This window comes from Fibrella aquatilis (genome assembly GCF_017353255.1).
GTDB classification, from domain to species: Bacteria; Bacteroidota; Bacteroidia; order Cytophagales; family Spirosomataceae; genus Fibrella; species Fibrella aquatilis.
On sequence record NZ_JAFMYU010000015.1, the window covers coordinates 91,876 to 105,662 of the forward strand.

Consider the following 13,787-nt stretch of genomic DNA (forward strand, 5'->3'; position numbering starts at 1 on the left):
CTTTGTCTGTGGCGAAAATTGCGCAGTCGGGGAAGGTTGGGAACAGTACATTGAGTGAAAGAGCGAATGGTGAAAGAGTGAAAGAGTGGCCTGGTCAGTTCTTTCACTCTTTCACCATTCGCTCTTTCACACATTAACTTTGCTGTATGCATATTCGAATAGGCACCCGTAGTAGTCGGCTGGCGCTTTGGCAGGCTGAATACATACAGCAGTTGCTGGAAGGGGGGGGAGTTACGTCGGAACTGGTCCTGATTGAGACCAAAGGCGACCAGATACTGGACCGGTCGCTGTCGAAGATTGGCAGTAAGGGCATTTTCACGCAGGAACTGGAAGATCAGCTCCGGTCGAGGCAGATTGATATTGCGGTGCATTCGGCCAAAGATCTACAGTCGAGTTTGGCACCGGATCTGAGCATTATTGCCTTCACCGAACGCGAACGCGTCAACGACGTGCTGGTTAGCCGTGATCCGTCGCTGTCGCTCACGAGTGGCCATCCGTTTGTGATTGGCACCTCGTCTACGCGGCGGGTGGCCATGTTGAAGCATTATTGCCCCCACATCAAGGTGGTCGATATGCGCGGCAACCTGCAAACGCGGCTTCGTAAGCTTGACGAGGGCCAGTGCGACGCGCTGCTGCTGGCCTATGCGGGTGTTCACCGGATGCATTACGACGACCTGATTGCCGAGTTTCTGCCCATCGAAGACTTCACGCCCGCCGTGGGGCAGGGGAGTGTGGCCATTGAAGTGGCCGATACGCTGGCGCTCGACAAGATGGACGTTGTGCGCAAACTAACCAACCATGAACCCACCGAAGCCTGCCTGACAGCCGAGCGGGCCTTTTTGCGGCGGCTGGAAGGGGGGTGCAGCATCCCGGTTTTTGCCCTTGCCACCGGCACCGCCGACGCGATTACGCTTACGGGCGGCCTCATCAACCTGGATGGTAACGACCTGCTTCGCGAAACCTTTACCGGCCCCCGTGCCCAGGCCGAACACCTCGGCAATGAACTCGCCGAAGCCATCCTGGCCCGCGGCGGCGACGTCATCCTGCAAGCCATCCGGGCAACTTTATAAGTTTACTATTTACAGTCTTCAGTCTTCTGTTGCTTCGCGTCAGAAACTTCTTTGTCATGACCATACATATCGCCGAAACCGAAGCTGATTTGCGCCGCTGTCTGCCTGCGCTGCTGACCCTGCGTCCTCACCTGACGGCTGAAACAGCGCTGGCAATTTTGCTGCAACAGCAAGCTAATGAGCACGTTAGTGTGGCGTTTGTCGATCTAGGCAACGATACCGCCGCGCCCGCCGCGATTACCTACCGGCTCATGACGTTTTTGTTCAGTGGCAAAACCTGCTACATTGACGACCTCAGCACACAACCCGAAGACCGTGGCAACGGTTATGCCAGTGCCCTGCTCGACTTTGTGAAGCAACAGGCCAAACAGGCCGGGTGCGTCACGCTCTCGCTCGACTCTGGCCACAGCCCCGAACGCAACGATGCCCACCGCCTTTACCTCAACAAAGGCTTCCGCATCAGCAGTCATCATTTCTCACAAAACATTGGGTGAAAGAGTGAATGGTGAAAGAATGAAAGAGCGAAAAACTGGCATCTGAACAGGTTGCGCCATTCACACTTTCACTCTTTCGCCATTCACACTTTCGCCATTCACTCTATGACTCTCGCCAACATTTCCTGGAGTAACCTGAAAGACAAGCCGTTGAGCAGTTTTCTGAGTGGACTGCTCATGACCCTTGGCATTGCCATCATCTCACTGCTACTGTTGCTCAACAAGCAGTTGCAGGACCAGTTTAGCCGCAATATCCGGGGTGTCGATATGGTGATTGGGGCCAAGGGCAGTCCGCTGCAACTGATCCTGTCGAGCATCTACCAGATCGATTCGCCGGTGGGGAACATCCCGCTGGCCGAGGCGCAGCGGCTCACGCGCAATCCGCTGATCAAGTCGGCTATTCCGATGGCGATGGGCGACAGCTACCGGTCGTTTCGGATTGTGGGCACCAACCAGAAGTACCTCGATCAGTTTGGGGCTACCGTGGCGCAGGGAAAACCATTCTCGGCTGATCTGGAGGTCGTTATTGGCCCTCGCGTAGTCGAGGTAACGGGCCTGAAAGTAGGCGATTCGTTTGCCAGTCAGCACGGGTTTGATGCCAACGGCGAAGAGCATGGCAACAAAAAATACCGGGTGGTGGGCCTGTTGGCACCCAGCAACAGCGTGTGTGACCAACTAATTCTCACCAACGTGTCGAGCATCTGGGCGATTCACGAAGGCCACGATGACCACCACGACGAAGCCACCGCCGGACCACCAACCCTGATGCCGATGGCCGGTGCAATGGCTGGAAAAACGCCCAAAGCAGAACACCACGACGATGAAGAAGGTGGCCCCGGCGAAGGCCCCGAAGCTGGGCCAGACGCTGGTCCGCAGATTACGGCGATGCTGGTGAAATTCCGGAACCCCATGGGCATGATGCTCAAGCGCGGTATCGACAACAGCCCCAAATTGCAAGCGGCCCTGCCCGCCATTGAAGTAAACCGCCTGTTCGACTTGCTGGGCGTGGGCATTGAAACCCTCCGCGGGCTGGCCCTGGCCATTATTCTGGTGGCGGGCATCAGTGTATTTGTATCGCTCTACAATTCGCTGAAAGAGCGCCGCTACGAAATGGCCCTGATGCTGTCTATGGGTGCCACGCGGGCGCAGTTGTTTGGTATGCTGCTGCTGGAAGGCCTCGTATTGGCCCTAATTGGCTTCGTGGCGGGCCTGGCGCTCAGCCGCCTCGGCCTTTGGTTGCTGTCGCAGTTTGTAGAAGGCAATTATCACTACAGCTTCAGCAGCCTAGCCGTTTTGCCCGACGAATGGTATTTGCTTATTGTGGCGGTGGTCATTGGCCTACTGGCAGCAGCCCTACCCGCGCTGGGCGTCTACCACATGAACATCTCGCGGGTATTGGCTGAGGAGTAGTGACAGCTTGCTAAGTAGTTACACGGCTGGTATCTTGCCGAATACCTACTAAATCTACTTAGCCTTATTATGAAGCCAGTGCTTTACCTGTTGTTCTTTTTTGCTACCCCCCTGTTTGGCCAGGCACCTACTAATGGCCTGATTGCCTACTATCCGTTCAACGGAAATGCCGACGATGCCAGTGGTAATACTAATAATGGCGTGGTACGGATGGCCACTCTCACCACCGACCGGTTGGGCACAGCCAACAGCGCTTACCACTTTTCTGACGGGGCCAACATCGTTGTAGCCAACAGCACATCGCTACAACTGACCAACAGCTTTACGTTTAGCGGCTGGATGAACCTCCGTTCATTTGTGGGGCGCGATGGTGATTCAGGAGGGTCATCGCCTAATGGTACACACGTGCTCTTCTCGAAAGACTGCGACCGCGATTGGTTAAGTCTGTTACTCGTCATTCAGGCCGCCCCGCGTGGGTACGTTGCCGGGGGTACCTGGAAAGGCTCCCTGTCTCATTTCCTCAGCACCACCCTCGACACCTGGACGCACGTTGGTATGTCTTACAATGGTACTTTTATAAAGCTGTATATCAATGGGTTACCTGTTGCGGCTTCGGCTAGCCCCAACACGTTCACGGCCACCAACGCTCGCGATCTATACATTGGCGGCATGGCCTGCTGGCCCTATTTTTTCAATGGCGACCTCGACGACTTCCGCTTCTATAACCGCGATCTGACCGACGATGAAGTGAAGGCCACGTTTATTGCCGAAAACGGGGTGATCCAATCGATCAAGGCGGGCAACTGGATGGATGCCTCTACCTGGTCGTGCCAGTGCATACCCACGGCGGCTAACCCTGTGGTAGTGAAGCACGTGGTGCAAATTTCCACTACCGAAACGGGCAACGCCTATACCGTAAAGGAAATGCTGGGTGGGCAGGTGGTGCTGGGTGCCACGGCCAAACTACAGATCAGGCGTCCATAAGTTGGTTTAAAACTCTACGTGTGTGCGAATGCCAAACAGGTTCACCGGCCCCCGGTCGCCGTTGTAGCCGGGGTTGGCCACAAACTGGTAGTCGCCAGTGATGAACAGGGTGCGGGTAACGCGGGCTTTGTAGAATACCTCTAAAATATGCTCAGGGCGGTAGTTGGGTAGCTTGCCATCGCCGAGCATGAAGCCAATGCCGCCCGCGTTCAGAAAAGCCGCGTGGGTTGTTGAGAGGCCATTGATGACGCCCGCCACGCCCACAGCATCTTCGGGGCGGCCCCAGCGACTACCGGCAATAAACGCCCCCGCCGATACGCTCTGGTCAATTTCGGTGAAGGCCCAGGTGGCGGTTTTGCCATCGTTCCAACTGGCGCGGGCAAAGAGGCCGCTGTTTTGGGCAAGGGGCTGTTCCAGGCTAAGGCCGAAGCCATATTTCACCCCGCCATAGCGTTCCCCGTTCGAAATATAGGGCCGTTGCGGATCGTTGTCGCCATCTACCAATTTCTGAATGGCATCGGTATAGGTGGGGGCTTTGGTTACGTTGCGGAAGGCCAGAAACCGTACCGTGCCGGGCCGTTTTAGCAAGCGATATCGGCTTTCCAGCTCTACCGTCAGTCCACCCGACTGGGCAATGTTCCAGTCGAGCACATTGCCGTTAGCGGTTTTGGGCATTAGGTTATAGGCCACCCGTAACTCGTAGGCGGGGCGCACATATTCTACGGCCAGCCCCCAGGTGTAGCCACGGGTGTTGGCGGGGTAGTCCCAGGCCCCGTAGCTCATCAACGACCAGTTCATAAACTGCGTCCGGGGGTCGTGCGAGAAAGCATTGTTGTCGAAAATATCGGCGATGGAAAACTTACCGGCGGTGATCACCACCCGCGAGTCGGGGCGTTGCTGGTTTACTTTATTAGCCTCAGAATCAATGTTTTCTGGCTGAGCATCCGGCAGCGCAAATACCTGTTCAACGTACAGCCTTGCCACGTACAACCCTGGTTTTGAGCTACCTATGCGAAAGGTTTCGCCATTGGGGAAGCCTGCGATGCCTACAGCTGGGTTATACAGTGTTTCGTTGTAAGGGTCGGTGGGGTCGCGTCGGCCAACGCCGCGGCCCCCGGCAATTTCGGGGTTGAGAAACAGGCTGCCACCGTTCCAGAGTTTCCGGCCAATAAAAAGCGTGGTGGTCACCGAGAGTGTGGTGTCGGGCAGATCGCTGAGGGTGTTACGGCCCGAGTAGCCCGCGCCCTGAAAGCCCGTATGCCCTTGCACGATAGTAGTAAACTGGTAGTGAAGACTCCAGTTTTTCGATGAGTCGAGGTAGTTATTGTTGTTGTCTTTTTGCGCTGCTGAGGGTAGCACAAGCAAGAGCAGCAACGTGCTAATGAGCAAAAATGCCCGGCTAGCGCGGGCAATAGAAACAATCATAGTAGGTAGTTTGACGGCAGTTAACAAAGGTGATTTATACAGATTAAAGGTTAGTGAACTGAGCATTAAAACACCGTGAAAGGATGGAATTAAAAATTTAAGCCGCTCTTAACAGGTGCTTAATAGGTGTTTAACGGGCTGGCGGGTAATTGCCCTGCGGAAAGAGATATACCCTATGGGCTATCCTGTTTCAGGTATTATATACACCAACCGTTATGTCTTTTTTGATTCAGCATCGCTGCCTGACAAGAGGGTGGCTACCAGCAATTTTGCCGCCCTGGCTGCTGCTCACCTTGATTACACTGGTCGCTCATGGCCAGTCTAAAGCGCCCGAAGCCCCCATCCCGCCTGTGGCCACTGATACCCTCCGCATCAGTTTGCCCGATTTGGAACAGCAGGTGCTGGCTCGAAATTACCAGTTGCTGGCCCAGCGTTATCAGATCGATATTGCCGGGGCCAGTATTACACAGGCAGGCTTGCGGACCAACCCCAATTTGTGGTTTCAGACAAACCTATATAATCCCAACACGGGTAAGGTGCTGCCGTTGGCTACGCCCTCTCAGGCAGACATCAATGCGCAGACGTTCAACAGCGGCTACTTTGCTGTTCAGCTACAACAAGTTATTCTGCTGGCAGGTAAACGTAGCAAACTGGTTGCGCTGGCCGAAAGCAACCGAACGCTGGCCCAGATTGCATTTCGCGACGTGCTACGTTCCCTACGCTACCAACTCTATTCAACTTATGCCAATCTGTATTTCGACATTCAGGCCCTGAACTTGTTTCAGGCTGAATTGGCCCGGCAGCAACGGCTGGTTGAATCCTACCGGATTGCTCAACAAACAGGTGGGGTAGCCCCTTATGAAGTAACCCGACTTGATGTGTCGAACCGGGATCTCCAGGCCAACATAGCAAATTATAGAGGGCAGATTGCCGATGAGCAGGCCACGCTGCGCATCTTGCTCCAGCAGGCATCAACTAAGTTTATTTTCCCCACCGAGATCCCCGCAACCAGCCGCTCATTGCCTGCGCTGAGTGCCGCGCTCGACTCGGCCCTAACTAACCGGCCTGACCTTGCCCTGACTCAGGAGCAAATAAACAATGCCAGCAGAAGCCTGTCTCTGGAACGCGCCCGGCGTGTTCCTGACCTGACGACGGGTGTTCTTTTTGAACGATATGGTAATGCGTACGTCAATTTCACCGGCCTACAGGTGGCCATGGATTTGCCCGTGCGGAATCGCAATCAGGGGGCCATCCGGGCGGCTGAGCTAACGGCCAAAAGCGTGCAGGCAGGCGTAGAAAACCAGCAGGCCGTGGTGCAAAGCGACGTGCTTAACGCCTACGATAAGCTCAATGCCTACTACGACCAGGCAAACACCCGCCCCCCCGGCTACCTCGACCGGATCCAGAATATTTCAGTAGAAGCCACCAAAGCCTACAACGCCCGCGTGATTGGCCTGCTCGATTACCTCGACAAGATCCGCACCTATCAACAGGCTCAACTCAACAACATCAACCTGCTCAATAACCTCTTCCAGAGTCAGCAACAGCTTGACTATGTGACGAATACGAAATTCTTTTAAAGTGTGAAAGACTGAATGAGTGAAAGAGTGGAATAGTATTCCGCGCTGGTTTACAGGAGTAAAATCACTCTTTCGCTCATTCGGTCTTTCGCGCTTTCACGATCCCATGAAAACAATCCACCTCTCAATAATGGCCCTCTTGCTGCTGGCAGCCTGCGGCAAGAAGGATGAAAAAGCGGCCGAGGCACCTACCTCGGCGGCAGATTCCACGGCCAGCTACCTCACCGACTCGGTGCGGCGGATGAACCCGGAAAACGAATTGACCCTCAACGGTACCGTCACCTTCGACCAGGACAACGTGGTGCGGGTGTTTCCGCTGGTGAGTGGCAACGTCGAAAAAGCCACCGTCACGCTGGGTACGTTTGTGAAGAAAGGGCAGGACCTGGCTGTGATCCGGTCGGGCGATATCTCGAACTATGTCAATGATTATCAGTCGGATAAGGCTGACCTGGAAGTGGCGCAGCAGGGGTTGAAAAATACGGAAGCGCAGTTCAAGGCCGGGTTTGCCTCGCAGACAGATATGCTCACGGCCAAGAATAACCTGAAAAAAGCGCAGGAAGAACTGGGCAAATCGGCCAATGTGCTGCGGGTGTATGGCGGGGCCAACGCTGCCAATGGACAGCCTTATTTCACGGTGAAAGCACCCATTGGCGGCTATATCGTGGAAAAGAACGTGAACACCGGTCAGGACCTGCGTTCCGACAATCAGAATCCGCTCTACACCATTTCGAGCCTGCAACGGATCTGGGTGATGGCCAACGTCTATGAGCAGGACATTCCGCAGATCAAGCAGGGTGAAGCCGTTGACGTTCAGATACTTGCCTACCCAGATCGTACCTTCCGCGGCCACATCGACAATGTGAGCAGTGTGCTGGATGAGCAGGCGCGGGTGTTGAAAGTGCGGATCGTGCTCGACAATAAAGAGGGTTTATTGAAACCAGACATGTTTGCCACGATTCATGTGCATGTGGGCAACAATGGCGGCGGCACACCCGGCAATGCACTGGCGGTGCCCCAGAAAGCCGTCGTCTTCGACCGCGATCATTACTACGTAGTCTTGCTCACGGGCAAGGAAAAATACGAAGTGCGGGAGGTGACGGTAGAGAAAAATACAACGCGGTATGCCTTCGTGGAGGGCGGTGGGCTTAAACCCGGCGATACAGTCATTACCGAAGGTAGCTTGCTGTTATACAACGATTTAACAGATTAAAAAAGTCGATAGTCGGAAGTCGGTAGTCAATAGTCGCTTCGCTTGCGGAGGTTCGAGCGCGAAGCGACTATTGACTATCGACTCCTGACTATTGACTCCTCTTCCATGAACAAATTCATTCGCAGTGTCATCACTTTTGCCTTGACAAACCGCTTTGCGGTGTTTTTTGGCATACTGCTGATTATTATCGGTGGAATAGTCAGTTTTATGAACACGCCGGTGGAAACCTTTCCCGACGTGACCAACACCAACGTCATCGTTATTACGCAGTGGCCGGGGCGGTCGGCGGAAGAGATCGAGCGGTTTGTGACCATTCCGCTGGAGACCGAGTTGAACTCGGTGCCTAAAAAAAGTACCCTGCGGTCGGTGTCGTTGTTTGGCCTGAGTGTGGTGACCATGATTTTCGACGATGGCGTGGACAATTTCACGGCTCAGACCAACGTGGCCAACCGCATTGCCGATGTAGAACTTCCCGACGGTGCCAATGCCGAAATAGAACCACCCTACGGTCCAACGGGTGAGATTTACCGCTTTACCCTGGAGAGCAAGACCCAAGACATCACCGAACTGAAGTCGATTCAGGACTGGGTCATCGAGCGGCAGATCAAGAGTGTGCCTGGTATTGCCGACGTGGTGAGCTTTGGGGGCAAGGTGAAAACCATTGAAATAAGCCTGAACCCCACGCTGCTGGCTAACTATGGGTTTACGGCACTCGACATCGATGACGCAATTAAACAAAGTAATATCAACGTAGGGGGCGACATCATTAAAGAAGGCAACCAATCGTTGGTGGTACGGGGCATTGGCCTGCTCACCAAGCCTGAAGATGTGGCCGGCATCATCATCGACAACGTCAACGGGGTGCCTGTACGGGTACGTGACATAGGTGTTGTAAAAGAGTCATTCCAACCCCGGCTGGGCATTGTGGGCCGCGACGCGCAGGACGATGTGGTGGAGTGCATCGTGGTGATGCGCAAGGGCGAAAACCCCAACGAAGTAATTCCCGCCCTGAAGGCCAAGATCGACGAGTTAAACGGCTCGATTCTGCCCAAAGATGTGCGAATCAAGACCTTCTACGACCGCACCACGCTCAACAACTATACGTTGCATACGGTGGGCGAAAACGTGTTTCTGGGCATATTCCTAGTCACCATTATCCTGCTGATCTTCCTGGCCGACTGGCGCACCACGCTCATCGTGGCCATTGTGATTCCGCTGGCCCTGCTGTTTGCCTTCATCTGCCTCAAAATCAGGGGCATGACGGCCAATCTGCTCAGCATTGGGGCACTCGATTTTGGTATCATCATCGACGGGGCGGTGGTGATGGTAGAGGGATTGTTCGTAATGCTGGCTACGCGCGCCGAGCACCTGGGCATGATGCAGTTCAATGGGCGGGCTAAACTGAGCTGGATTGCCCAGACGGCCACTGAAATGGGCAAATCGATCTTCACCTCGAAGGTGATCATCATTACGGCGTTGCTGCCCATTTTCGCCTTCCAGAAGGTAGAGGGCAAGCTCTTTAGCCCCCTGGCCTGGACCATCGGCTTTGCCTTGCTGGGGTCACTCATCGTGAGTCTTACGCTGATTCCGCTGCTGTGCTCGATCCTGCTGCGTAAAAACGTCCGTGAGCGGCACAATCCCATTGTGGAAGGCCTTACGCACGGCTACACACCCGCGCTGGACTGGGCCATTCGGAAGCCCAAAGCCATCATTGGCATTGCCCTGGGTGCGCTGGCGTTTGCGGTGTATGTTTTCCTGTTTCACATTGGCTCCGAGTTTTTGCCGGGCCTGAACGAAGGCTCGATCTACGTGCGGGCCTCGCTGCCCTACTCCGTCTCGCTCGACGAAAGCTATGCCTACACCCGCAAGTTCCGGGCCATTTTCAAGGAGTTCCCCGAGGTGCGGGGCGTGATTTCGCAGACGGGTCGGCCCAACGACGGCACCGACCCCACGGGCTTTTTCAACAACGAGTTCTTTGTGGACCTCTACCCCAAAGAAGACTGGACACGAAGCATTACCAAAGAGGCGCTGATCAAGGAGATGCAGGCTAAGCTGGCCCGGTTTCACGGAGCTACCTTCAACTTCTCGCAGCCCATCTCCGACAACGTGGAGGAGGCCGTCTCGGGGGTGAAGGGGTCGATGGCCATCAAGATCATTGGCCAGGACCTCAACGTGCTCGACAAAGAAGCCACGCGGGTGCTCAACGTGATGCGCAAGATTCGGGGGGTAGAGGACCTGGGCGTGTTTCGCAACCTGGGTCAGCCCGAGTTTCGCATCACGCTCGATCCGCAGAAACTAGCCCTCTACAACGTGCCGACCCAGATGGCGCAGTCGGTGATCGAGACGGCCATTGGCGGTAAAACGGTGTCGCAGTACTTCGAAGGTGAACGCCGCTACGACATCAAAGTGCGCTACGACGAGCGGTTCCGTTTTTCGCCCGCTCAGATTGAAAGCCTGCTGGTGCCAACGCGGTCGGGGGCCAAAGTGCCACTGAAAGAGCTGGCCGTCATAGGCAGGCAGTCGGGACCGGCGTTTGTGTACCGGGAAAACAACGCCCGGTTCATTGCCATCAAATTTTCGGTGCGCGACCGCGACCTGGGCAGCACCATCGCCGAGGCCCAAAAGTCTGTGGGTGAGCAGATTAAGCTACCCGACGGCTACCGGATGCGGTGGGCCGGGGAGTTTGAAAACCAGACCCGTGCCGAGAAGACACTGCTGGTGGTGGTACCTATCTCCATCACGGTAATCTTCCTGATCCTGCTCTTCACTTTCGGCAGCGCGCTCGACGCTACGCTGATTATCCTCAACGTACCCTTTGCGCTCATTGGTGGCATTCTGGCCTTATGGTTTACGGGCATCAATTTCAGCATTTCGGCGGGGGTGGGCTTTATCTGTCTCTTCGGGGTGTCGGTGCAGGATGGGGTGATTCTGATTAACCGGTTTAAAGAAAACCTGCAAAACAGAATGAACATCGCCGACGCCGTGCGTGAGGGTGCCCTCTCGCGGGTACGCCCGGTGGTGATGACCGCCCTGATGGCCTCGCTGGGGCTGATGCCCGCCGCGCTAAGTACCGGTATCGGTTCAGAAACCCAAAAGCCCCTGGCCACGGTTATGATTGGGGGCCTGATGACCTGTACGGTATTGTCGCTGCTGATCTTGCCCGTTGTGTATGACCTGGTGCACAGCCGCCGCGACCGAAAAAAGCAACAAAAACGAAAAGCTGCACCGCAAATGTAGTTAGAAGGGGGCGGTCGTGGCATTGTCACTCTTGCGCTGACCAACCGGTTCGCCGTATTTTTTGGCATATTGCCCATCCTGCGCTCAACGTGCCCTTTGCGCTCGTTAAGCGCAGGATGAGCATTCTCGAACCTATCCGCAAGGGATCTATTGCCCTGGTGCAGCCCATTACGATGACCACCCTGATGGCCTCGCTGGGTCTGTTTCCGGCAGCGCTGAGTACGAGCGTTGGCTCCGAAACCCAGAAGCCCCTGGCCACGGTCATGATTGGCGGGAAGAATCACCAGCACCATCCTGTCGCTGGTGATTCTTCCCGTCATCTACGGCCTCATCTACACGCGCCGCAAGGAAGTGGCAGTGGGCAATGGACATAATGTTAATGTACATTGTACATTCTTTATTCAGTTCACATACTGAATGGGAAACCGGACGCGGATGAGGGTGCCGGTGCCGGAGCGGGTCTCTACGTCGAGGCTGGCGTTGAGCAATTCGCAGAGGCGCTTAACTATATAAAGGCCAATGCCTTCGCCATCAGGCTGAATGACATCACCCACACCTAAATGAATGGCTGGCTGAGGAGGCAGGTTTTCGTTGAAAACCGCCGCCGATTCGGTCACGGGCCGCAGTTGCTCAGACAGCCAGCTGGCCGCTGCCGATGATAACCCCGGCCCTGTATCCTGGATGCTCATGATCCAGCGAAACTGGTTTTCCCGCGACCACGACATCGAAACCTGACCGTCGAGGGTGTTTTTCAGCGCGTTGGTCAGCAGATTCTGAGCAATGCGGAACACCTTGGTGGCGTCGCCCATGACGGGTAGATAGGCGGGGCCGTCGCCGGTGAGGAAAACGGTGCGCTCCAGTGCCAGTGGTTGTGCCGTGTCGATGAGGGAACGGAGCAGTTCGGCGGCATCGAAGGGTTTCACCTGCATACTCTCGTGACCGGCTTCCAGCCGCGCCAGGTCCATCAGTTCGGTAAGCATGATGGCTAGGCGGGGAAAATTACGATTCAGAATTTGCAGCATCTCGGTACGCTCCTGTTCCGTATTGTCGGGCATGTCGAGGAGCGAGGCCGCCCCCTGAATCACGCTGAAACTACTGCGCAGGTCGTGCGAAGCCACTCGCAGCATGGCTCCGCGTTGCCGCACCAGCTCGTTCACGTCATCGAGGGCGCGCTGTAGGTTAAGGGCACGTTCAGTGGCTTCAGCTTTCTGAAATTCGTCATATTGGGCAATGCTGCCGCCAATGGCCTCGTGAATCAGCGTGCCCACCAGCTGGTGGGCCATCATGAGCACATTGGGGCTGGTTTCGGCATATTGCCCCCAGAACGTACGCAGTTCGCCCAGCAATGTTTCGTGCAGGTGCGACAGCTCGTGGAGTAACTCGTTAAGCGCGTAACCTTTATGCCAGCGGTGGCGCCCGTGTTCGCGGGCAATCTGGTAGGGGAGTGGCCCATCGGTCTCCTGCCTTAATCGTTTTTCAAGCACGTTGAGCAGCACCGGTACCTGATCGGTAAATTCTTCGCGGGTAAGACCCGCCACGATAGTCAGGCTGGGGTCGTTTTCGCAGATCGTGCGCCAATTGGTCAGCACTGCTTCCCGCCGACTGAACAGAAACGTGGCCAGTTGGGCTAGCTGTGACGCGATTTGAATAGTTCCTTTTTGCATAACGGCATGATAATCAGGCTTAACAAGGTGGTACATAACTATTAGCTAACCAGCCGTGGTAACAGAGTAAGCAAAAGTACTCAACATAATGATTTTATGGTAGTTGCGTACTGTTGGTGTTAAATTAGCCTAGTTACTATCAACAAGACATTAAACAAATTTCATACTTGAAGCCGACCTTGACGACTTATATTTGCTAGAGAGGCTGGCTTGTCCTGGCGTATTTTACGCGGATGAACTGCTGTTGTGCTAAATACTTTTACACCCCTACGTGAACATTTCCCCCCGCTCGCAGACTGTATTGGTGGTTGAAGACAACCCCGATCATCAGGTGCTACTCCGCTACGTCATGCAACGTAGCCTGGTCAACACAACACCTGTTTTCACCGACTCTGCTGATCAGGCAATGGCATACCTGAATAGCTGTGTCGCCAACGAGATTACGCCACCCAAGCTGGTATTGCTGGATTTGTACTTGCCCAAAGCCGAATATGGCTGGCAATTTTTGCGACACGTGAAACAAATGCCCGCCACCATGCGTCCACCTGTGGTGGTGTTGAGTGTATCGCGTGAAGAAGACGACATAGCCCAGGCCTATCAGTTGGGTGCCAGCTCGTTTATCTCGAAACCCATTGGCCAGGCCGAATGGCTCACCTACTTTGAAACCATCCGCCGTTACTGGTGGGAAACCGTCACGCTGCCGAATCAATAAG

General features: G+C 55.0%; 11 protein-coding genes. 9 read left to right on the top strand and 2 right to left on the bottom strand.

The genetic code is table 11. From position 1 onward, the window contains the following. Nucleotides 1–146: 146 nt before the first annotated feature. The 4 genes from hemC (at nucleotide 147) to J2I48_RS17945 (ending at nucleotide 3,958) form a co-directional block, all read left to right on the top strand. Nucleotides 147–1,070 (top strand): hydroxymethylbilane synthase, encoded by a 924-nt coding sequence (gene hemC, locus J2I48_RS17930; protein WP_207336855.1) that lies wholly within the window; start codon nucleotides 147–149, stop codon nucleotides 1,068–1,070. A gap of 56 nt (nucleotides 1,071–1,126) precedes the next feature. Next, nucleotides 1,127–1,564, top strand: coding sequence for a GNAT family N-acetyltransferase (locus J2I48_RS17935; protein WP_207336856.1), 438 nt, complete (start codon nucleotides 1,127–1,129; stop codon nucleotides 1,562–1,564). A gap of 105 nt (nucleotides 1,565–1,669) precedes the next feature. Next, nucleotides 1,670–2,974 (top strand): ABC transporter permease, encoded by a 1,305-nt coding sequence (locus tag J2I48_RS17940; RefSeq protein ID WP_207336857.1) that lies wholly within the window; start codon nucleotides 1,670–1,672, stop codon nucleotides 2,972–2,974. Nucleotides 2,975–3,043: 69 nt separating this feature from the next. Next, nucleotides 3,044–3,958: a LamG domain-containing protein gene (locus J2I48_RS17945; protein WP_207336858.1), complete on the top strand. Its 915-nt coding sequence runs from the start codon at nucleotides 3,044–3,046 to the stop codon at nucleotides 3,956–3,958. 6 nt (nucleotides 3,959–3,964) lie between these two features. On the opposite strand, the gene J2I48_RS17950 is transcribed toward J2I48_RS17945, so the two are convergent. Next, nucleotides 3,965–5,383, bottom strand: a complete 1,419-nt coding sequence (locus J2I48_RS17950) for a carbohydrate porin (RefSeq protein ID WP_207336859.1) — start codon at nucleotides 5,381–5,383, stop codon at nucleotides 3,965–3,967. A 215-nt stretch (nucleotides 5,384–5,598) separates the two neighbouring features. Here J2I48_RS17950 and J2I48_RS17955 point away from each other — a divergent pair, with 215 nt between their 5' ends. The 4 genes from J2I48_RS17955 (at nucleotide 5,599) to J2I48_RS17970 (ending at nucleotide 11,784) form a co-directional block, all read left to right on the top strand. After that, nucleotides 5,599–6,963, top strand: coding sequence for a TolC family protein (locus J2I48_RS17955; RefSeq protein ID WP_207336860.1), 1,365 nt, complete (start codon nucleotides 5,599–5,601; stop codon nucleotides 6,961–6,963). Between the two features lie 106 nt (nucleotides 6,964–7,069). After that, nucleotides 7,070–8,173: an efflux RND transporter periplasmic adaptor subunit gene (locus J2I48_RS17960; protein WP_207336861.1), complete on the top strand. Its 1,104-nt coding sequence runs from the start codon at nucleotides 7,070–7,072 to the stop codon at nucleotides 8,171–8,173. 105 nt (nucleotides 8,174–8,278) lie between these two features. Next, on the top strand, nucleotides 8,279–11,410 hold the full coding sequence (locus J2I48_RS17965) for an efflux RND transporter permease subunit (protein WP_207336862.1): 3,132 nt from the start codon (nucleotides 8,279–8,281) through the stop codon (nucleotides 11,408–11,410). A gap of 116 nt (nucleotides 11,411–11,526) precedes the next feature. After that, entirely contained in the window at nucleotides 11,527–11,784 is a 258-nt protein-coding gene (locus tag J2I48_RS17970; protein WP_207336863.1) for an efflux RND transporter permease subunit, read from the top strand. Between the two features lie 27 nt (nucleotides 11,785–11,811). Here J2I48_RS17970 and J2I48_RS17975 read toward each other — a convergent pair whose 3' ends face one another. Then, nucleotides 11,812–13,074, bottom strand: a complete 1,263-nt coding sequence (locus J2I48_RS17975; RefSeq protein ID WP_207336864.1) for a sensor histidine kinase — start codon at nucleotides 13,072–13,074, stop codon at nucleotides 11,812–11,814. 271 nt (nucleotides 13,075–13,345) lie between these two features. On the opposite strand from J2I48_RS17975, the gene J2I48_RS17980 reads away from it, so the two are divergent. Next, nucleotides 13,346–13,786, top strand: coding sequence for a response regulator (locus J2I48_RS17980; protein ID WP_310587289.1), 441 nt, complete (start codon nucleotides 13,346–13,348; stop codon nucleotides 13,784–13,786). The last annotated feature ends 1 nt before the right edge of the window (nucleotide 13,787 follow it).

Bases quoted from the DNA above. Each gene is read 5' to 3' on its own strand.
- hemC (WP_207336855.1), top strand. From the start codon at position 147: ATGCATATTCGAATAGGCACCCGTAGTAGTCGGCTGGCGCTTTGGCAG.
- J2I48_RS17935 (WP_207336856.1), top strand. From the start codon at position 1,127: ATGACCATACATATCGCCGAAACCGAAGCTGATTTGCGCCGCTGTCTG.
- J2I48_RS17940 (WP_207336857.1), top strand. From the start codon at position 1,670: ATGACTCTCGCCAACATTTCCTGGAGTAACCTGAAAGACAAGCCGTTG.
- J2I48_RS17945 (WP_207336858.1), top strand. From the start codon at position 3,044: ATGAAGCCAGTGCTTTACCTGTTGTTCTTTTTTGCTACCCCCCTGTTT.
- J2I48_RS17950 (WP_207336859.1), bottom strand. From the start codon at position 5,383: ATGATTGTTTCTATTGCCCGCGCTAGCCGGGCATTTTTGCTCATTAGC.
- J2I48_RS17955 (WP_207336860.1), top strand. From the start codon at position 5,599: ATGTCTTTTTTGATTCAGCATCGCTGCCTGACAAGAGGGTGGCTACCA.
- J2I48_RS17960 (WP_207336861.1), top strand. From the start codon at position 7,070: ATGAAAACAATCCACCTCTCAATAATGGCCCTCTTGCTGCTGGCAGCC.
- J2I48_RS17965 (WP_207336862.1), top strand. From the start codon at position 8,279: ATGAACAAATTCATTCGCAGTGTCATCACTTTTGCCTTGACAAACCGC.
- J2I48_RS17970 (WP_207336863.1), top strand. From the start codon at position 11,527: ATGAGCATTCTCGAACCTATCCGCAAGGGATCTATTGCCCTGGTGCAG.
- J2I48_RS17975 (WP_207336864.1), bottom strand. From the start codon at position 13,074: ATGCAAAAAGGAACTATTCAAATCGCGTCACAGCTAGCCCAACTGGCC.